Source organism: Actinoplanes oblitus (assembly GCF_030252345.1).
Lineage (GTDB): Bacteria > Actinomycetota > Actinomycetes > Mycobacteriales > Micromonosporaceae > Actinoplanes > Actinoplanes oblitus.
Genome location: NZ_CP126980.1, coordinates 4,615,759 through 4,636,032, shown reverse-complemented (window position 1 = coordinate 4,636,032; position 20,274 = coordinate 4,615,759). Strand labels below are relative to the sequence as shown.

General features: G+C 71.8%; 12 protein-coding genes. 3 read left to right on the top strand and 9 right to left on the bottom strand.

Annotation, left to right across the window (positions count from 1 at the left end):
* The first annotated feature begins 84 nt into the window (after positions 1–84).
* Positions 85–813, top strand: coding sequence for a crotonase/enoyl-CoA hydratase family protein (locus tag Actob_RS20795; RefSeq protein WP_284922357.1), 729 nt, complete (start codon positions 85–87; stop codon positions 811–813).
* A gap of 46 nt (positions 814–859) precedes the next feature.
* Here the strand turns inward: Actob_RS20795 and Actob_RS20790 are convergent, their stop codons facing one another.
* The 3 genes from Actob_RS20790 to Actob_RS20780 all read right to left on the bottom strand — a co-directional run bounded on the left by Actob_RS20790 (position 860) and on the right by Actob_RS20780 (position 8,596).
* On the bottom strand, positions 860–1,201 hold the full coding sequence (locus Actob_RS20790) for a hypothetical protein (protein ID WP_284921978.1): 342 nt from the start codon (positions 1,199–1,201) through the stop codon (positions 860–862).
* Positions 1,202–1,220: 19 nt separating this feature from the next.
* Positions 1,221–7,358: an RHS repeat-associated core domain-containing protein gene (locus Actob_RS20785; protein WP_284921977.1), complete on the bottom strand. Its 6,138-nt coding sequence runs from the start codon at positions 7,356–7,358 to the stop codon at positions 1,221–1,223.
* 143 nt (positions 7,359–7,501) lie between these two features.
* On the bottom strand, positions 7,502–8,596 hold the full coding sequence (locus tag Actob_RS20780) for an FAD-dependent oxidoreductase (protein WP_284921976.1): 1,095 nt from the start codon (positions 8,594–8,596) through the stop codon (positions 7,502–7,504).
* 29 nt (positions 8,597–8,625) lie between these two features.
* Between Actob_RS20780 and Actob_RS20775 the strand changes: the two genes are divergently transcribed.
* Positions 8,626–9,360 carry a TetR/AcrR family transcriptional regulator gene (locus tag Actob_RS20775; protein ID WP_284921975.1) on the top strand — a complete coding sequence of 245 codons (735 nt, stop codon included), beginning with the start codon at positions 8,626–8,628 and terminating at the stop codon, positions 9,358–9,360.
* On the opposite strand, the gene pabB is transcribed toward Actob_RS20775, so the two are convergent.
* The 5 genes from pabB to Actob_RS20750 form a co-directional block, all read right to left on the bottom strand.
* Positions 9,329–11,578, bottom strand: a complete 2,250-nt coding sequence (gene pabB, locus Actob_RS20770; RefSeq protein ID WP_284921974.1) for an aminodeoxychorismate synthase component I — start codon at positions 11,576–11,578, stop codon at positions 9,329–9,331. The genes Actob_RS20775 and pabB overlap by 32 nt on opposite strands.
* Entirely contained in the window at positions 11,575–12,165 is a 591-nt protein-coding gene (locus Actob_RS20765; protein WP_284921973.1) for an anthranilate synthase component II, read from the bottom strand. The genes pabB and Actob_RS20765 overlap by 4 nt, the downstream gene beginning before the upstream one ends.
* 11 nt (positions 12,166–12,176) lie before the next feature.
* Positions 12,177–16,181, bottom strand: a complete 4,005-nt coding sequence (locus Actob_RS20760; protein ID WP_284921972.1) for a non-ribosomal peptide synthetase — start codon at positions 16,179–16,181, stop codon at positions 12,177–12,179.
* 138 nt (positions 16,182–16,319) lie between these two features.
* Positions 16,320–16,982 carry an FKBP-type peptidyl-prolyl cis-trans isomerase gene (locus Actob_RS20755; protein ID WP_284921971.1) on the bottom strand — a complete coding sequence of 221 codons (663 nt, stop codon included), beginning with the start codon at positions 16,980–16,982 and terminating at the stop codon, positions 16,320–16,322.
* 74 nt (positions 16,983–17,056) lie between these two features.
* On the bottom strand, positions 17,057–18,052 hold the full coding sequence (locus Actob_RS20750; protein WP_284921970.1) for an aldo/keto reductase: 996 nt from the start codon (positions 18,050–18,052) through the stop codon (positions 17,057–17,059).
* Between the two features lie 63 nt (positions 18,053–18,115).
* Between Actob_RS20750 and Actob_RS20745 the strand changes: the two genes are divergently transcribed.
* Positions 18,116–18,733: a TetR/AcrR family transcriptional regulator gene (locus tag Actob_RS20745; RefSeq protein WP_284921969.1), complete on the top strand. Its 618-nt coding sequence runs from the start codon at positions 18,116–18,118 to the stop codon at positions 18,731–18,733.
* A 9-nt stretch (positions 18,734–18,742) separates the two neighbouring features.
* Here Actob_RS20745 and Actob_RS20740 read toward each other — a convergent pair whose 3' ends face one another.
* Positions 18,743–20,257, bottom strand: coding sequence for an acyl-CoA synthetase (locus Actob_RS20740; RefSeq protein ID WP_284921968.1), 1,515 nt, complete (start codon positions 20,255–20,257; stop codon positions 18,743–18,745).
* Positions 20,258–20,274: the final 17 nt, after the last annotated feature.

Below are 20,274 nucleotides of genomic sequence, written 5' to 3'. Positions count from 1 at the left end.
TCGTACGAGGCAAGCTCTGCCCAGGGAGTCGCCGTGGAACAGCACGCCATCGTCGAGCAGCGTGGACCGATCCTGATCGTGACGATGAACCGCCCGGAGGTCCGCAACGCGCTCTCCGCCGAGATGATGGCGATCATGCGGGACGCCTGGGACCGGGTGGACGGCGATCCGGCGATCCGGGTGGCCGTGCTGACCGGGGCGGGCGGCGCGTTCTGCGCCGGCGCCGACCTGCGGGCGATGACCGAGTCGCATCCGGGCGACACCTTCGACGGCGCCGACCTGTCCCGGATCGACGCGCTGCTCAAGGGCCGCCGGCTGAGCAAGCCCCTGGTGGCCGCGGTGGAGGGTCCGGCGGTGGCCGGCGGCACGGAGATCCTGCAGGCCACCGACGTGCGGGTGGCCGGGGAGAGCGCGCGGTTCGCGGTGTCCGAGGCGCGCTGGGGACTGTTCCCGCTCGGCGGGTCGGCGGTCCGGCTGGTGCGGCAGATCCCGTACACCGTCGCGGCCGAGATGCTGCTGACCGGCCGGCAGCTGAGCGCCGCGGAGGCCCGCGACGCCGGGCTGATCGGGCACGTGGTGCCGGACGGGCAGGCCCTCGGCACGGCTCTCGAGCTGGCCGGGGCGATCGCGGCGAACGGGCCGGTCGCGGTGCGGGCCATCCTGCGCACGATCCGGGAGACCGAGGGGCTGGCCGAGGACGACGCGTTCGCCGCCGAGTCGAAGATCGGGACGGCGGTGTTCCGCAGCGAGGACGCCAAGGAGGGCCCGCGCGCCTTCATCGAGAAACGGACCCCGCGATTCCGGGGACGTTAGTCCCGTGTCGGGTGCCCCGCCCCGGCGGGCCGGGGCACCCGAACCATCAGACGGGGCAGCCGGAGCCGAGGCCGCCGATGTACACGGCGGCGGCCACGACGCCGGCCAGCGCCAGGATCAGGCCGGCCGCCCCGCCGAGGAGCACCTGGCGACGCTCACCGGGCCGCCGCACGGACATCACGACCAGCACGGCCACGGCCAGGACCACGTCCAGGGCGATGGCCAGCACCAGGGCCAGCACGGCGCCATCGCCCCGATCGCAGCCCTCCAGGTCGGCCGCGACCAGGGCCAGGAAGCAGGCCGCGGAGAGGAAGTGAACCAGCGCCGTGAAGCCGAAGGCCCGCCGGGCCACACCGCTTCCGCGCCGATCGGTCACTTGCTGGTCCACTTCTTCTCCTCGCTCTCGGTCAAGAACCGGTGCAGACGTAGTTACCGGACTGGCAGACCCAGTAGTCCGCCACGGCGAACGCCTCCTGATGCAGGGTCAGACCCGGCTCGTAACGACCGGTCCGGGCCGCCTCGAGCATCACGTCCGGGCCCGCACGGTACCCGATGCGCGCGTACTCGTCGTCGGTGAAGTTCTTGCTGCGGTCGGCCGGCAGCTGGTCGATCCGCTTGGCCGCGAGGAAGGCACCGGCCCGCATGGACTTCACCGGATCCTCCGCCGTGGCGTCGAGATCATAATCGATCTTGCCATTGGCGAACTCCTTCGCCTCCTCGAAGGCCGGTTCCTGCATGTTGGCGATGCCCACCGAGAAGTCGTGGAACCAGCCGGCCGGGCTGTTGTCCAGCCAGGAGCTCCGATGCTTGTCCCCGCTCTCCCGAATCATGATCGCCAGCAGCAGGCGCGGATCGATGTTGGCGTCGGACGCCTGCTGCACCACGTCGTCCAGCAGGTAGTACAGGTCGTCCTTGATGACGTTCTGCATGCCCTGGCAGTGCTGGGGCGCGACCTGACAGGGGTCCATCGGCTTCTTGTAGAGGTTCGCGCCCTGCGGGGTCTGCTTGGCCGAGGTGACCCGGGTGCACGACGTTCCCCTCGAGCAGTTCCCCTCCGAGCTGTTGTTCCCGCCGCCGCCGTTGATGGCGCCGATGATGGCGGCGGCGGCCCCGACGATGGCCCCGATGATGGCGGGCCACGGGTTGTCCCACAGACCGGTCGGGTCCGCCGAGGTGGTCGGGTTGTTGTGGGCGTACGCGTAGGCGTTCCACTGCTGCGGATCGTTGAGGTCGTGCACCGGGTCGACCGAGACGAACCGCCCCAGCGCGGGGTCGTAGTCGCGGGCGCCGATGTGGACCAGCGTGCTCAGGTCGTTGTCGCCGCCGACGAAGCCCTTGGCGTTGGGCCAGGCCGGGTTGGTGCCCCGGCCCTCGCCGTACGGCGTCTGCCGGCGGACGTCGACCTTCTGGGTGTACGCGTTGACGGCCACCTGCTGAGTGCCCTGGTGGTCGTCGAAGAGCCAGGTCAGGCTCTGCGCCACGTTGGTACGTGAGGCGACGACCTTGTCGTTGAAGGTGTAGTACCGCGTGCCGCTGATCCCGGCGGCGCTCTTGCGCACCTCGTTGTTCGGCAGGAACAGGGTGGTGCCGCCGGCGTCGCGGCGCAGCAACCGGGCGCCGTCGGCGTCGTACACGCTGGTGCTGGTCTGCCCGTTCGCCACGATGCTCGCCGGCTTGCCCTCGGCGTCCCAGGTCAGCGCCTGAGCACCGCGGGTCTTCAGGTTGCCGGTGTTGTCGTAGTCGTAGTTGATCGTGCTGGTGCCGGCCGGCCCGGTGGTCTTCATCGCGGTGACCGCGTGCGGGCGTACCGCGTCGGCGCCGGACGGCGGGATCGTGTAGTCCCGCACGGTGTCACCCACGCTGGAGTGCGACACCTCCCGGGTGCGGTTGCCGAGCTTGTCGAACGACCACTCCAGCCAGTACGGCGCCGCCCCGCCCAGGTCGGCAACCGACGGCGTGCTGCCGCAGGTCACGCCGGCCTTCGGCGTCCACGCCGAGGTCAGCCGGCGCAGCGCGTCGTACCCGAAGCACTGCGTGTCGGCCGGCCCGGCCTGCGGCGCGTCGGCGATCGAGGTCAGGTTCCCGGCCGGGTCCCAGGTGTAGCCGCGCTCGGCGACGGTACCGGTGGCGGTCTCCGGCTTGACCTTGATCTGCTGCATGCGGCGGGTGTCCAGCTCGTAGGCGATGGCCTGCTGGGTGTAGACGCCACCGGTGATCTTCATGGTGGTCACCGTCGGCTCGCCGTAGGAGCTGTACTGCTGCCCCGCCACGTAGCTGCCCACCGCCGACCACGCCGAGGTCAGCGAGGTGGCCAGGCCGGACGTCTGATCGAATCCGGTGGTCACCTGCTCGTCCGCGATCCCACCGGCCGCCGGGTAGCTGACGCTGGTCGGCACGCCGGTGTACGGCGAGTACGAGTGCCCGTACACGTACGTGCCGGCCAGCCCGGTCTCCGCCGCCGGGATCACCCACTGCTCCCCGGAGACCTTGTAGTCGCCGGTGAAACCGCGGGCCTGCCACTTGTACGCGTTGCCGTTGTCGTACCGGATCTTCTCGGTGATCTGACCGCGCACCGTGACCCCGGTGTACAGCTTGTCGTACCTCCACTCGGACCGCTTGTTCGCGTCGGCCACCGCGTCGTCGTAGAGAGCGGTCTTGCGGCCCAGCGAGTCGTACGTGTAGACCAGCACCTCGTTGCGCGCATCGGTGGTCTTGGTGAGGTCGCCCAGCTCGTTGTACTCGGAGAGCAGCTTGCCGGTGTCCGGGTCGACCTCCTCGACCTTGTGGCCCAGCATGTCGTACTTGTAGGTCCACTGGTTGTCCGACGGGTCGACGACCGCGGCGAGCTGGTCCTTGCCGTTGTAGGTGTACCGCGTGCGCTCGTACGCCCCGGCGGTCCCGGCCGCCGTGGTGTACTGCCACAGCTCGGCCACGTGGCCCCGCACGTCGAGCACCCTGGTCTCCGGCGTGCCCCCGGGCGGCGGGATCACGGTGACCCGGTCACCCTCGTAGGCCGTCCTGGTGTGCCACTTGTCCACCAGGTTGGTGACGCCGTCACCGGACCGGAAGATCGCGTCGGTGACCCGGTCGGCCCGGTCGTAGACGTTCACCGTCTGCGTCGGCACCGACCACTCCGGCTCCCACCACAGGGTGCCCGACGGCGCGTCCGGCTCGGCGTGCGCGGCGAACTCCATCGCCACCCGGCCGTGCGCGTCGTACAGCTTGTCGGTGACCACCCGGCCACCGCCGACCGCGGCCTTCTGCGTCTGCCGCGACCGCAGCAGACCGTCGAAGATCTCGTAGCTGACGTCGGTGCCGCCGCCGGCGTTCAGCGTCTCGGTCCTGACGTACGGGTACCCGCTGCGCGTCGGGCTGTAGTAGTAGCCGTACCGGGTGGTCGGCTGCGTCGGGTGCGCGTCCCGGGTCCAGCCCTGCCGCCAGACCTCGGCGGTCCGGCCCAGAGCGTCGTAGGTGCCCTCGGTGATCCGACCGTTCTGGTCGGTGATCTTCGTCGGCACCGCCCACGCCGGGTGCTCCTCGGTGGTCGTCACCCAGCCGAGCTCCGTCGTGTCGGTCCGCTTGGTGTTGATGCCGTTCGCCGGGCTGTAGGTCGTCGTGGTGGTGTTGCCCCGCGCGTCGGTAGCGGTGATCTTGCGCCCGAACGCGTCGTACGTCGCCCGCGAGGTCGTCCGCCGGATCGCGCCGGCCGCCGTGGTCCAGTCGGTCAGTTCGTCGGTCCGGGTCGGCAGGCCACGCACCGGCGCGGTCGTCGCGCTGGCCGCCCCGTCGTAGTAGGTCACCGCATCGGAGATCACCTGGTCCCGGCTGGCCGGCGAGGTCCCGCAGGGCAGCGCCGTGGTGGTCACCTGGCGGGCCAGGGTGACCAGGTTCTTGGCGGTGTTGCGGTGGTAGACGGTGGTGGTGCACTTCTCGTCACCGGACTTGGCCAGGTCGCCGCTGTCCTGCAGGGTCTGCACCGTGCCGTAGGTGTCGTCGAAGGTGCTGATCTGGCTGGTGACCCGCCAGCCCCGCGCCCCGTCGACGCCGAGCGCGGTACCGGTGTAGGTGGTCTTGACCGCGGTGTACCGGGCCTCGGCGGTGTCGCCGTTGATGGTGCGCGAGGCCAGCGCCGGCGAACGCCACGGCACGTTCACCGTCTTGGACACCGGCTTGTCGGTGGTCCCGTTGTAGACCACCTCCTCCCGGATCATGCCGGCGAACTGGTCCTCGTCGTACACCGTCTCCGAGCCCAGCGACGCCGGCACGGTCACGCTGCGGGTACCACCCGACGGCGCCAGCTTGTCACCGTGCATGCCCCGCAGGTAGGTGGTCTTCTTCAGCGTCTTGTCGCTGTCACCGACCTGGGTCAGCACACTGGCGAACCCACGGAACTGGTTCCACGTCTTGTACTTCGGCTTGCTCAACCCGTCGTCATCGGCGTAATGCCAGGCCGGCGCACCCTCGTACGTGTAATAGGTGTTCTTCACCGGCGCCTGGTGCCCGTCCTGCAACTGCACGTCGGTCTCGGTGATCTGCCGGACCACGTACTTGTGCCACCACTCGGTGATGCTGCCGCCGTCGGTGGAGTAGGGGTCCGGGCCGACCACCGGGTAGCACAGCTTGGTGTTGTTCTGCGGCGAGTCAGGCAGGTTCCCGCTGGAGCACTCCGGCAGCGAGTACGTCACCTGGATGACGGCACCGGTCTCGGTGTGGATGGCGGCCATCCGCTGCCAGTTGTTGGTGGTGTTCGTCTTGGTCAGCACCCGGTTCGGCATCGCCACCGGGTCGAACGACACCGGCGGCTGGGCGATCGTGCCACCCACGTGCCCGGTGTGCACCACCGAGCTGAGCCACAGCCCGCCGCGCTGCCCGTCGCCGGGCGACGGGAAGGCGTGCGTCAGGGTGTACGAGTCGACGTCCTGCCACGCCGGCGTCGCCTTGGTGGTGTCCCAGATCCGGGTACGCACCTTGGCCAGCCGCTTGGTCGACCAGAACGTCGGCGAGAAGTCGTCACAGCTGGTCGCGTCGGCCTTGCACTCCTGGTCCCACGGGGTGTCCGGCCAGTGCGCGCCGTCGTGGGTCGAGCAGTCCGACAGGCAGCGGTCCGCCGACTCGAAGACGACCTGTGCCACCGGCGTGACCGAGCGGTCCGCGGTGCCCCGGTCCCAGGTGCCGTAGTCGATGCGCTTGAGCACGCCACCGCGTACGTAGGAGACGTTCTTGGTCTTGGTCACCTCGGTGGCGTACTGGTTGGTCTCCTTGTCGTACCAGAACGACATGGTGTTGCCGTGCACGTCGACCGCGTAGTCGAGGTTCCACCGCCACGCCTGGTTGAGCCGCGAGTCGGCGAACTTGTCGGCGTGGCCCGGCTCGCCGGCGTGGTTGCCGTAAACCGGCACCGTCCACGCCGAGTCGGTGTCCGTGCTCTGGCCGGGCAGCTTGTTCAGGCCGAAGAAGTACTGGGTGCCGCCGGTGGTGGTGACCTTCCAGTGCTCGCCGTTGTCGTCGCCGTTGCTCGCGCCGGTCAGCTGCTCGATCGTGGAGCCGTCCTCGGCGCGGCCGTGCCAGCCCTTGCCCGACTCGTAGATCAGCTCGGTGCTGCTGCCGCCCAGCGACATCGTCGCGTTGTTCGACCGCCAGCAGATGTCGCCGGTGAACTGGGGGTTGTTCGGCGAGCCGGACTTGTCGTCCGAGCAGGACACGTAGCGGCGCTCGATGAAGCCGGGCGAGAACTCGAAGCCCTCACCGATCCAGGACGGCTGGTTGTTCGACGCCGAGGACCGGCCGTCCACGCTCGCCGACGAGTAGGCGAACGAGACCTCCGGCAGCGGGCCGCCCATCACCTTGGGCACCCGGACCGGGTACGACCAGTTGAAGCTGCCGGCCGAACCACCCGTCGACCACGTCGAGGAGGCGGAGAGCGGGGTGGCGGTGAAGTCGCCGTCGTCGCCCGAGGGCCCGGCGGCGACCGCCACCAGTGCCGTGGCCTGCCGGGCCGTCGCGGTCATCGCCACGTCCGCCGTCACCGTCGCACTCGCGGCGTCGTTGCGCGACGGCAGCGGCGTCGCCGCGCAGCCGGCCTTGTCCGGGGTGGTCAGCGCGCACTCCGGCAGCCGCCATGCCCGCAGTCGCGACGCCCAGCCCGCGCCGTACGCGGAACCGAACGTCGAGTAGTCCATCGCCACCGAGACGGTCGCGGGGCCCGACGCGGAGACCCGCGCCACCACACCGGCTCGCCACCGGGCGGGCACCGACGTGCGGGCGAGCACGACCGCTGAGCTGTGGCCGGTTCCCTTGGCGACCCGGGCCGGAATCGCGCTACCGGCGGCCGGCCACGAGGGCGGGGGCAGTTTCGCGGCGGCGAGGTTCGTGGCCGGCCGGGCGATGCCGGTGATCTCCCGGCCGTCGTGGTCGAGCTTCTCGGTCTGCGCCCGCAACGGACCCGACCGCCCGGAGTCGGCGTGCGCCGGGGTCACGGCCACCGCCTGGAGCGTGCCGCACACCAGGACGGCCGGCAGGGCGAAGCTCAGCAGACGGGTCGTCAATGAGGCAGGTCGCGAACGAGGGCGCGGTGACCGCGCCCTCGAATGAGTGGTTGGCATGGATGGAGCACCCCGTATCAGAGATCAGATAGTCCCTGATCAATGTAGGGGTGACAAGATCCAATGTAAACGGTGCGAGTGGACAGTTAGGCGCCCCCGCCGAAGAACCGGACGAGGTCGTCGGCGGCGGTCGGGGCCAGCATCATCGCCTGCACCCGGGCCGACATCTCGGCGATCGGATGAATGCGGGCGAACATCTCCTTCTCGTACGCCTGGAGCGCCGAACCGGGATCGGCGGCAAGCGCCGCACCGAGTACGGCGGCGTCGAGCATGGCCTGGTTGGCGCCCTCGCCGACCGGCGGCATGAGATGCGCGGCGTCGCCGATCAGCGTGAGGCCCGGGTGGTGGGCCCAGCGCGTACCGATGGGCAGTTGCTCGATCCGGCGCGGGATCGGCGGGCGGTCGCCGGCCTCGATGAGCGCGGTGAGGCGCGGGCTCCAGCCGTCGAAGACCTTCAGCACGGCGTCCTTGCTCCGGTACGTGTCCAGGTCATGCTCGACGGCGGGCAGTGTGATCCCCACCCGGATGGTGTCGTCACCCTGGCGTTGCGCCGCCAGGATGCGGCACTCGCCGACGCACCAGAGGCTGCCGGGGCCGACCAGGTCGGCCAGGTCCGGGTGGCGCCGGTCGGCGTCGGCGATGGTGAGCTCGACGAGGGTGCCCACGGCGGACACCGGCGCGTCGGTCAGCAGCGACCGGACGGCGGAGCGGGCGCCGTCCGCGCCGATGAGGACGTCGCAGCCGGCGTCGCGACCGTCGGCGAAGCTCAGCGCAAAGCCGCCGGCCGGTCGTGGCGCCGCCCCGACGAGCCGGTGCCGCCAGCGGACCGCGTCCTCGGGAAGCGCGTCGAGCAGCAGGTCACGCAGCACGCCGCGGTCGATCTCCGGCCGCCCGTCGAAGGAGCCGGGCGGTGGCCGGTGGTGCACCAGGACACGGCCGTCCGGGGCGAGGATGCGGTGCTCCTCACCCTCCGGCCGCACCGCGGACCGGAACCGCTCGGTGAGACCCGCCTCGGCCAGCGCTCGCTGGCCGGACTCCGGGTGCAGGTCGAGCAGCCCGCCCTGGCCGCGCGCGGCTCGGCTCGGCTCGCGCTCGTAGACGACCGCCTCGATGCCGTGCCGGTGCAGGATCCGGGCCAGCGTCAGGCCGCCGAGACCCCCGCCGGCGATCGCGATGCGCATGTCACCATCCTTACCGTACGCTGTACGTCATGGATACGCCGTACGGTAGCGCATCGCTGCCCGTCTGGGAACGCCCCGAACCGCGGCCCCGGGCGGCAGCGGTGCCGCTGAGCCGGGCGACGATCGCCGGCGCCGCGATCCGGATCGCCGACGCCGACGGCCTCGACGGCCTGTCGGTGCGCAAGATCGCCAAGGAGCTCGGCGTCGGCCCGATGCGGCTCTACGACTACGTGGCCAACCGCTCCGAGCTGCTCGATCTGATGGTCGACGCGGTGTACGCCCGGATCGCCGAGGCCGCCCGGCCGGCCGGGTGGCGGGCCACGGTGCTGGCCATCGTGCACCGGACCCGGGCGGTGGCGCTGGAGCACGAGTGGTTCGCCGACCTGCTCGGCGCCCGGCCGCACCTGGGCCCGCACGCGCTGGCCGTGGGCGAGGCGACGGCGGCGGCACTCGACCGGGCCCCCGGCATCGACGGCATCGACGATCTCCAGCGGGTGCTGGGTGCCCTCAACGCGTTCCTGGCCGGCGCGCTGCGACGGGAGATCACCGAACGCCGCACCGCCCGGTCGACCGGCACCGGCCTGCCCGACTGGCAGGCCGCGCACGGCCCCTACCTGACCCGCATGCTCGCCACGGGCCGCTACCCCACTGTCGCCCGGCTGGTCGTCGACGGCGCCCATCTCGACCCGGAGGAGACCTTCCGCCACCACCTGACCACGCTGCTGGACGGCATCACCAGCCGTCCTCGAACACGGCGCGGGTGAGCTTCTCGCAGAACGCGACGTCGTAGCCGAGCCGGGCGTCGTCGAGGCTGATCACCGGGACCGCGCCCATCACCGAGTTGGTCACGAAGACGTGGTCCGCGGCCATCAGGTCCGCGACGGAGAGGCGCCGGTGCTCGACCGCGTGACCCCAGCTCCGCAGGAGCGCGCCGACCTCGGCCGCCATGGTGCCGGGCAGCGCGTGCTCCGACACCGGGAAGACCGCCGTCTCGCCGGCCACGCAGCACAGGCTCGCGGTGTTGGTCTCCGACACCGAGCCGTCGGCGTTGAGGATCAGCGCCTCGTCCGCGCCGTGGCCGGCCGCCCAGGCACCCGCCATCCGGTAGTGCAGGTAGTTGAGGGTCTTGTGGCCGGCCAGGTACGTCTCCCGGCGGTGCGGGTAGGTCATCAGGCGCAGCCCGGGCCGGGCGCGAAGGGCCGGGCGCGGCACATACGGCCGGGCGGCGGCGAACAGCACCGGGGACAGCCGCGCCCCGGCCGGGTTGCCCGCGGCGGCGACCAGCTTGACCACGGCGTCGGCGCCGGACAGCCCGTTCCGCTCGACGAGGCGGGCGATGACGTCGGCCCAGGTGACATCCGGTGGCGTGCTGCCGAAGAACTCCCGCCAGGCCAGCTCGAAGCGCCGCAGGTGGGCGTCGAGCAGGATGGGGCGGCCGGCCCGGACACGCAGCGTCTCGAAGAACCCGAGACCGTACGACAGGCCCTCGCTGTCCAGCCGCACCGTGGCGGCGCCGGCGGGCTTGAAGATCCCGTCCTGCCACACCGTCGCGGTGTCCCGGTCGTCGCCGGACGCCGCGTGCAGGGCGTTCATCAACGTACGCCCCTTGTGCAGGGTCTCCTCGTACTCGCTCGCGGCGTCCGAGTCGAAGACGATGCCGCCGCCCACCGAGAAGACCGCCGTGCCGCCGGTGAACGTGGCCGTCCGGATCGCGATGGACAGGTCCATCGTGCCGTCGAACCCGAGGTAGCCGATGCTGCCGGTGTAGATGTGCCGGCGGACCGGTTCCAGCTCGTCGATGACCTCCATCGCCCGGATCTTCGGGCAGCCGGTGATCGAGCCGCCGGGGAAGGTGGCCCGGAGCAGGTCGACGGCGTCCCGCCCCGGAGCCAGCTCGCCGGTCACCGTCGACACGAGGTGATGCACGTTGCGGTAGGTCTCCAGGCGCTTGTGGTCGAGCACGCGTACCGAGCCCGGACGGCACACCTTGCCGATGTCGTTGCGGAGCAGGTCGACGATCATCGACAGCTCGGCGTCATCCTTGGTGCTCTCCCGCAGCTCGGCCCGCAGGGCGTCGTCCCGCTCCGGGGTCGTCCCGCGCGGCCGGGTCCCCTTGATCGGCCGGGTCTCCACGGTGCCGTTCCGCAACTCGACGAACCGCTCCGGCGAGGTCGAGACGATCTGGTGGTCGCCCGCGTTGACGTAGGCGAAGAAGGGTGCCGGGTTCTCCGCGAACATGCCGGCGAAGCAGTCGAACGGATCGCCGGTGAACGGCGCCTGGAAGCGCTGCGACATGTTCACCTGGTAGACGTCGCCCTCGACGATGTACCGGCGGATCGCCTCCACGGCGGCGAGGTACTCGTCGCGGGAGAAGGCGGACTCACACCTGCCGGTCGCCGCCGGCTCCCCCGCGCGGGGTGCCGCCGGCGCGCGCAGCGCCTCCCGGAAGCGCGTCACGTGCTCGCTCACCGGCGTGTCATCGCCCGCCACGCGCATCACGAGCAGCGTCGCCGCCTCGGTGACCCGGTCCTGGACCAGGATGAGGGTGGGCGCGACGAGGTGCATCAGGGGCAGCCCGAGATCGTCGACGCTCGTCCTCGGCAGCTGCTCCAGGCAGTCCTTCAGGTCGTACGCGAGGTAGCCGAGCAGCCCGCTGGACAGCGGCAGCGACGCGTCCGGCGCCGGCACGGTGTTGTGCCGCAGCAGCCGCTGCACCGTCGTGAAGGGATCCTCGTCCAGCTCGTACCGCCGGTCCCCGTCGGTGAGCGTGGTCCGGGCGCGCTGCCCGCTCACCGTGAGCCACGGGCGTACGCCGAGGATGTGGTACCTGGCGCAGTCGAGCGTCCCCCCGCTCAGCAGCGCGACGGTGCCGGGCTCGCCGGCGAAGCGGCGCACCACCTCGACGAACGGCTCCCGCAGCGGGAGCGGCTCGGCGTGCACTCCGGTCACCCGCCGCAGCGAGGACAGCAGGTCGGCGCTCACGCCAGTGCTCCTTTCAGCGGACCCGTACGCAGGAAGTTCTCGATCATCGTGAACCCGTGCTGGGTGAGGAAGCTCTCCGGATGGAACTGGACGCCGAACAGCGGGTCGCGGACGTGCTCGATGCCCATCGGCACCCCGTCGGCGGAGCGCGCGTTGACCCGGAGGTCCGCGCTGAGACCGGTGACGGCCAGCGAGTGATAGCGGGCCACGGTGACCGGCTCGGGCACCCCGGCGAACAGGCCCGTCCCGTCGTGGTGCACGGCGCTCGTCTTGCCGTGCATCGGCACCGGCGCGTGCACGGTGCTGCCGCCGAACGCCTCGTTGACGCACTGCATGCCCAGGCACACGCCCAGGATCGGGAACGCGCCGTGGTAGCGGCGGACCAGCTCGGTCGAGATCCCGGCCGCGCCCGGACTCTTCGGGCCCGGGCTCACCAGGACGTAGTCCGGCCGCTCCCGCGCGACGTCGTCGACGGCGAGCTGGTCGGCGCGGACCACCGAGATCTCCAGGGGGTAGTTCTGGAACATCTGGACCAGGTTGTAGGTGAAGGAGTCGTAGTTGTCGATGACAAGGAGCCTGGAACGCATGCTGGGCACTCCTACAGCGTGGTGAAGCCGCCGTCGACCGGCAGGTACGCGCCGGTCATGAACCGGGACAGGTCACTGGCGAGGAACAGCACGGCGCCGGCGACGTCCTCGGGCAGGCCGTTGCGACGCATCGGGGCCCGGGCGGCGGCGTCCTCCCGGGCCGCCGGCGCCAACCCCATGGCGGCGTCGGTCAGCGTGACCCCGGGCGCGACGGCGTTGACGCGAACGCCCCGGGGACCGAACTCGGCGGCCAGCGACCGCACGAAGGCGTCGACAGCGGCCTTGGCCGTGCCCTGGGCCAGCGATCCGGTGCCGCCCTGGCGCGAGAGGGTGCTGGAGAGGGCGATGATGCTGCCGTTCCGGCGCTCCAGCATGCCCGGCAGGACGAGCCGGCACGGGTGGAACACCGCCCGGAGCTCGTCGCCCACCTTGCGTTCCAGATCGGTCCAGTCGAGGTCGAGGAAGGACCGCTGCCGGTACGGCATGTGCGCGTTGGCCACCAGGACGTCGATCCGCCCGAAGCGGTCGGTCACCGCCGCGACCATGGCTGCCACGTCGTCGGCGCGGGTCACGTCGGCCCGGAAGATCTCGGCGGTGCCGCCCTCCGCCTCGATCGTCTCCTGGACGTGCCGCGCGTCCGCTTCGCTGTCCCGGTAGTTGACGGCCACCCTCGCGCCCTGCTCCGCGAGCAGCAGCGCGGTGGCGCGGCCGATGCCCCGGCTGCCGCCGGTGACCAGCACCACCCGGTCATGGAGCAGCCCCGAGCCGGCACTGGGCCTGGGCGGTCGCGCCGGGGTCCGTGCTGACGCGCTCGCGTCCGGCCGGCGGCGCTCGGTCTTGCGGTCGATCGCCGCGGCGACCGCGTCGAGGCGGGGCGCGTCGAACAGCTCGGAGAGACCGACCTCGACCCCGAACTCCTCCCTGATCCGGGCGAGAACGCGCATCGCCGAGAGCGAGTGCCCGCCGATGTCGAAGAAGTGGGTACGGCGGCCGATCCGGGCGACGGGCACGTTCACGATCAACGCCCAGATGTCGGCCAGCGCGCGTTCGGTCGCGCCGACCGGCGGCTCGTGGTCCTCGCCGGGTCGCTGCTGGGCGGGCGAGCCGGCCAGCGCGCGCCGGTCGAGCTTGCCGTTCGGCAGCGCCGGCATCGCGTCGAGCGGGACGAACACGTCCGGTACCAGGTAGGCGGGCAGCCGGTCGTGCAGGAACGCGCGCAGCTCCGCCACGTCGACGGTCCGGTCCGGCCGGCTGGTGTAGAAGGCCACCAACCGGTCGCCCTGGCCCACCACCGCGCGCGCCCCGATGCCGTCGAAGTCGCCCATCACCTTCTCGACCTGGCGTACCTCGACGCGGAAGCCACGCACCTTGACCTGGAAGTCCCAGCGGCCGATGAAGTCGAGGGTGCCGTCCGGCAGGTGCCTGACGACGTCGCCGGTGTTGTAGAGACGGTCGCTCGGCGCGGCGCCGAACGGGTTGGGCGGGAAGCGTTCGGCGGTCAGGTCGTCCCGGCCGTGGTAGCCCTCCGGCATGCCGGCCGAGGCGACGTGCAGCTCACCCGGGACACCGTCCGGCACCAGGCGGCCGTGGCGATCCAGCACGTACACCTTGGTGTTGGCGATCGGCGTCCCGATCGGCACGAACTCACCGTCCCCGCCGAAGCCGGCGGTGTCGTAGTAACTGACGTCGTTGAGCTCGGTGCACCCGTAGTTGTTCAGCAGCCGTGCGCCCGGGAGCACCGCGCGGAACGCGGCGACGAGTGCGCTCGGCAGCGGCTCCCCGGCGGTGACGCAGACCCGCAGCGCCGGCAGCCGCGTCCCGCTCGCCCGGAGGTGGTCCAGGACCCCGGCCAGGTGCGACGGGACGAGGTTGAGGCGGGTGACGTGGTGCTCGGCCAGCGCGCCGACGAAGGCCGGCGTGTCCCGCACCGTCTGGTCCGCGATGACCACCTGGGGGCAACCGTTGAGCAGGCCCGCGAACAGCTCCTTGACGCCGACCGCGAAGACGAAGGTGGTCTTCTGCGCCACCACCTCGCCGGCCCCGAACGGCAGCCGTGCCTCGAGGGCGCCGAGCCAGTTGACCAGCTGCCGATGCGGCACCCGGACGCCCTTGGGCCGGCCGGTGGACCCGGACGTGTACATCACGTAGGCGAGCGCGTCGGGCGCGGCGACGTGTCGCGCGCGGACGGCGTCCGGCGCGTCGTCCGGGATGTCGTCGACGCGCAGGCATCGGGCGTCCGCCACGTCGAAGGACGCCTGGTGGGCGGCCCGGCACACGACGACGCCGGGGTGCGCGTCGTCGAGGATCTGCCGCGAGTAGGCCGCCGGATAGCCCGGATCGATCGGCACGTACGCGGCACCGGCCATCCAGACGCCGAGCAGGGCCGCCAGCAGTTCGCCGCCCCGGGGCAGGCACACCCCTACCAGGTCACCCGGTGCGACGCCGCGCGCCGCGAGCGCACCGGCGACCTGGCCGGCACGCCGGGCGAGCTCGGCGTACGTCCAGGCGCCGCGCTCGTCCCAGCACGCCACCGCGTCCGGGGAGCGTCCGGCGAGCGCGTCGAACCGGGAGACGAACGACCACGCCGGCGCCTCGGTGACCGGCGCCCGGTCCGCCCGCTCCAGCAGCTGCCGCACGTCACCGTCGCGCAGCATGGGAATCTCGGCCAGGCGGCGGCTCGGGTCCGCGAACATGCCCTCCAGCACCTGCTGCTGATGGGCGAGCAGGCGCTCGATGGCGGCGCCGTCGTAGAGGTCCGAGGCGTACGAGACCTCGACCGTCAGCTCGCCGCCACTGCCCAGGTACGACAGTTCCATCTCCGACCGGGCCGGCACGTGCTCCCGGGCCAGCAGCTCGCGGACGTCGGCGTCGGTGTCGCCGGGCTCGGGATAGCCGGTGAACGTCACCCCGCCGGGCAATGGCGCCCCGAGCGCGGTCTGCGGGAAGTTCTGGTGCCGCATGACGACGGGCACCAGCGGGTTGCCGCCGCCGCGGCGCGCCACGTCGGTGGCCCGCAGGATCTGCTCGTACGGCGCGGGGTGCTCGAACGCGTCCAGGACCTGCCGCCGGACGGCTTCGAGCAGCGTGGCGACACTGCTCTGTTCGTCGATCCGCAGCCGCAGCGGCAGGATGTTGACGAAGAACCCGATCAGCGGTTCCAGCTCGACGTCCGACCGGCTGGACACCGTCGTGCCGACGCAGAGGTCGTCCTTGTCGGCGTACCGGCTGAGGGTGACACCGAGCGCGGCGAGCAGGCACATGAAGATCGTGCAGTCGTGATCCCGCGCGAAGCGTTCCAGAGCCAGAGCGAAGCCGGGCGAGTAGCGGTGCGCGTAGCTCGCGCTCGTGGTGCCGGACCGCTGCCGGCGCGGGCGCTCGGTCGGCAGCTCCAGGCTGTCCTCGTAACCCGCGAGGGCGTCGCGCCAGTAGGCGAGGTCGGCGGACATGTCAGCGGTCCGCTGTGCCCGGGCGTACGTCGCGTACTGGACGGGCAGCGGCGGGAGGGCCGGGAGCCGCCCGCGACAGCATGCCGCGTAGGCGCCCTGCAGCTCGGCGAAGAAGACGGCTTGCAGCGACCACGCGTCGGCGGCGATGTGGTGCACGTTGAGGAGCAGCAGGTGCCGGTCGGGCGACAGGCGGACCAGGCTCGCGATGAAGACCTCGCCGCGACCGAGGTCGAAGCGGTGTTCGAGCACCCGGTCCAGCTGCTTCAGCAGTTGCCCGCGGTCCACGTCCAGGACCGGCAGGCGTACCGGCCGCGGCGGGGTGACGAACTGCAGCGCCTGGCCGTCGTCGGTCATCGCGTACGCGGTGCGCAGGCTCTCGTGCCGGGCGACGATCAGGCTCAGGCTCTCCTCGAGGGCCGGCACGTCGAGGTCGCCCCGGACCGACAGCAGCAGCGGGAGGCTGTAGCTCGTGCTCTCCGGATCGCGCTGGTGGTGGACCCACATGCGCTCCTGGAACCACGACAGGGGACTGCCGGCGCCCTGGTGCGAGGTAATGCCATCGACAGTCATGTGTGCTCCCGCGTCGCCGGACACTTACGCGGTTAAGCTACCGATCGCCGTCGAATAGCGATGCCCCTCCGTCCACTACAGAGAGGAAGCCCACACCAGCTGGAACCAGTGCGTTAACCGGTTCAGTGAGACGCGGCGTCAGGAGGCCGACAGGACATCCACGACGAACCGGAGCGGGCCGGCCGGCTGCGGGCCGCTCGGATGCTCGCCGTAGGCCATCGCCGCCGGGATGTCGAGCCGCACCCGGCTACCCACCTTCACCCCGACGAGCCCCTGGTCCCAGCCCGGAATCACGCTGCCCGCCCCGATCCGGAAGCTGAACGGCTGGGACCGTTTCCAGGACGAGTCGAACTCCTTGCCCTCGGCATAGGTGACGCCGACGTAGTTCACCTCGATCGTCTGCCCGGACTCGACGGCCGGTCCGGTGCCCTTGACCAGAGTCGTCACCGTGAGCTTGCGGACCGCACCGGTGCCCGCCGTCGCGACCGGCTTCTTGCGCAGGGCCGCCGGGATCGACGGCGCCGCCGCGCTCGGCACCGGCGAGGCGGTCGCGGCGGACGAGGCGACCCCGTCCGCGGTGGCGTAATTCGACTCCGGCGACGAACCGCCGATCCACACGACCAGGCCCACCACGAGCGCCAGCACCACCACCGCCGCGCCGGCCACGGTCATCAGCTCGCGGCGCCGCCGCCTCGCCCGGGCACGCGCCTTGGCGGCCTTGGCCTCGGCCCGCTTCTCGGCCTTCGTCTTGACGGGCGGACCTGCGGCGGCACGTTTGCGGCCAACTACGGAATCGGGCACCGTCCGACGATACGACACACGCCCGCCGGATGACGTCCACCCCGGATCTCGATCGCCGATCGGGCTGACGTGGCTCAGAGCGCGGCCGCGCCCAGCACCCAGGGTGTGGTCTGGGCGATGAAGTCGGCCGGGAAGCCGAGGCCGAAGCCGGTCGCCGCCTCCAGGCGCGTCACCAGTTCCGGCGGCAGGGTCACCGCCGTGCAGCCCAGGTTGTCCCGCAGCTGGTCGACGGTGCGCGCACCGACGATCGGCAGCACGCCGGCGCGCCGGCCGGCCCAGGCCAGGGCGACCTGAGCCGGGGTGACACCCAGCTCGGCCGCGACCTCGCCGACGACCCGGGCCACCGCGAGGTCCCGCTCGTCGATCGCGTCCCGGCTCAGCCGGGTCGTCCCGGCCGGCTCGGCGGCACCGTACTTCCCGGACAGCACACCGCCGCCGAGCGGGCTCCACGCCGTCACCGAGAGACCGTACGCCTCGGCCATCGGGATCAGCTCCCGCTCGGCGTCCCGGTTGAGCAGGCTGTACGGCACCTGGAGACCGGCGAACGGCGTCCAGCCGCGCCACTCGGCCAGCGTGTTCGCCCGGGAGACCACCCAGGCCGGCGTGTCCGACACCCCGATGTAGAGCACCTTGCCGGCGGTGACCGCGTCGTCGAGCGCCCGCATCGTCTCCTCGATCGGCGTGTGCCGGTCCCAGATGTGCACCCAGTAGACGTCGACGTGGTCGGTGCGCAGCCGGCGCAGGCTGGTCTCCAGCGACAGCCGGAGATTCTTGCGATGGTTGCCACCACCGTTGGGGTCGGCCGGGTCGCGGGTCACCGTGTACTTCGTGGCCACGACGAACCGGTCGCGCCGCCCGGCCAGCAACTCCCCCAGAATCTCCTCGCTGGCCCCGCCCCGATAGTTGATGGCGGTGTCGACGACATTGCCACCGGCCTCGGCGTACGCGTCGAGAATGCGCCGGCACTCCTCGATCGGCGCGCCGACGCCGCCCTGCTCGCCGAACGTCATCGCGCCGAGCACCAACTCGGACACCCGCAGCCCGGTACGCCCGAACGTCGTGTACTTCATGAACCGACCATACAGCGTGTCTGGTCAGGCCGTCCAGATCCACTGTGCGCTAGGCTGCGCCCCGTGACACCGCGCCGCGACGAACCCCAGCAGGAGAGCACCGGCCTGCGCGAACGCATCCTCGACGCGCTGCGGGAGCTGCTGCGCGAGCGCACCTTCGACACGCTCAGCGTGGCGGAGATCATCACTGCGGCGGGGGTCTCCCGGGCGAGCTTCTACTTCTACTTCGCCGGCAAGCAGGCGGTGCTGGCCGAGGTGGTGCGCCGGGCGGTCGGCGCCGGCCACCAGGCCGCGCAGCCGTGGGTCCGGGGCGGGCCGGATCCGCGCGAGGCGTTGCGGGCCGGCGTCGAGGCGGGCGCCGACCTGTGGCTGTCCCACGCGGCGGTGTTGCGCGCGATCGTGGAGAGCTGGGCCTCCGACCCGCAGCTTCGTGAGCTGTGGCTGACCCAGATGGCGACGTTCACCGACGCCGCGGTGAACCGGATCGAGGCCGACCGGCAGGCCGATCCGGCCGTGCGGGCCCGGCTCGACGGCGTCGACGTGCCCGCCCTCGCCGCGTCGCTGACCTGGGCCGGCGAGCGGCTCTACTACCTGGCCGCCTGCGGCGTACCGCCGTTCGACGACCGGGCGGTGCTGGTGGACACGCTCACCCGTCTGTGGGTGGCCGCCCTCTACGGCTGACGGCGGCCGTCAGATGGCGCGTTCCCGCCCGGCCCAGTAGGGATCACGCAACAGCCGTTTGTAGAGCTTGCCGTTCGGATCCCGGGGCAGCTCGTCGGCGTAGTCGACGGTGCGCGGCAGCTTGAACCGCGCCAGCCGACCGGCCAGGAAGCCGAGCAGTTCCTCGGTCAGGGCGGGACCGGCGGTCACCTCCGGCACCGGCTGCACCACCGCCTTGATCTCCTCACCCCACTCCTCGTGCGGCACCCCGAAGACCGCCACGTCGGCGACCGCCGGGTGACCGGCGAGTTCGCCCTCGATCTCGGCCGGATACACGTTCACCCCGCCGGTGATGATCACGTCGCTCTGGCGGTCGCACAGATAGAGGTAGCCGTCCTCGTCGAGATAGCCGATGTCGCCGACCGTGAACATCCGCCCGTGCCGCGACCGCCGGGTCTTCTCCGCGTCACCGAGGTACTCGAACGTCGCGTCGCCCATCTGCAGGTAGACCGTCCCGGGCTGCCCCACCGGGACGTCCTCGCCGTCCGCGCCGAGCACCCGCACCCGCGATCCGGGCCACGCCCGGCCGACCGAGCCGGGCCGTTTCACCCACTCCGCGGCGGTGATCAGGGTGCCGCCGCCCTCGCTGGCCGCGTAGTACTCCACCACCACCGGGCCCCACCAGTCCAGCATCCGCCGCTTCACCTCGTGCGGGCACGGCGCGGCACCATGGATCATCACCCGCATCGAGCTGAGGTCGTAACCGTCGCGGACCGGGGCGGGCAGGGCCAGCAACCGGCGGAACTGGGTGGGCACCATGTGGCTGTGGGTGACCCGGTGCCGCTCGACGAGCCGGAGCATCTCGTGCGCGTCCCACCGGTCCATCACCACGACCGGATGACCGAGCTGCAGCGAGATGACAGCGAAGTTCATCACCGCCGTGTGGTAGAGCGGCGAGCAGCACAGATGCACGTGCCCGCCGAACGGCTCCAGTCCGAAGAGCCCGAAGAACCACTGGGACACCTGGGGTACGGCGTCGGGATCCGCCCCGGTCAACGGCCGGCGCACCCCCTTGGGCCGCCCCGACGTACCGGACGTGTAGACCATCAGCGCACCCGTCGTCCGCGGCTCCGGCCGCCGCGATCCGGCGCTGCCCAGCTCCGCCACGCCGGTCGGGGCCGGCACCCCCGGCTCGGCCGCCGCGGCGGTGGCCGTCGCCGCGAACCGCTCGTGGGCGACGAACACCTTGGCCCCGCTGTCCCGCACGATGTAGGCGATCTCGGCGGCCGTCAGGTGCCAGTTCAGCGGCACCGAGTAGAGCCCGGTCTGCAGCGTCGCGAACTCGACGGCCAGCAGGTCGGCGCCGTTGGGCAGCAGCATCGCGACGGTGTCGCCCGGAACCAGGCCGAGCGCCTGGAGACCCCGCCCGATCCGGTCCGCCTCGGCGGCCAGCGCGCCGTACGTGACGGTGCGGCCGTCCGGGTCGACGACGGCGGGCCGCTCCGGCTCCCGGCCCGCGATGTTCCACAGTCCGATGGCGTTCACGACCGTCACTCTATAAC

Coding starts and splice junctions, on each gene's coding strand:
- Actob_RS20795 (WP_284922357.1), top strand. CDS start 85: ATGAACCGCCCGGAGGTCCGCAACGCGCTCTCCGCCGAGATGATGGCG.
- Actob_RS20780 (WP_284921976.1), bottom strand. CDS start 8,596: ATGCGCATCGCGATCGCCGGCGGGGGTCTCGGCGGCCTGACGCTGGCC.
- Actob_RS20775 (WP_284921975.1), top strand. CDS start 8,626: ATGGATACGCCGTACGGTAGCGCATCGCTGCCCGTCTGGGAACGCCCC.
- Actob_RS20765 (WP_284921973.1), bottom strand. CDS start 12,165: ATGCGTTCCAGGCTCCTTGTCATCGACAACTACGACTCCTTCACCTAC.
- Actob_RS20760 (WP_284921972.1), bottom strand. CDS start 16,181: ATGACTGTCGATGGCATTACCTCGCACCAGGGCGCCGGCAGTCCCCTG.
- Actob_RS20750 (WP_284921970.1), bottom strand. CDS start 18,052: ATGAAGTACACGACGTTCGGGCGTACCGGGCTGCGGGTGTCCGAGTTG.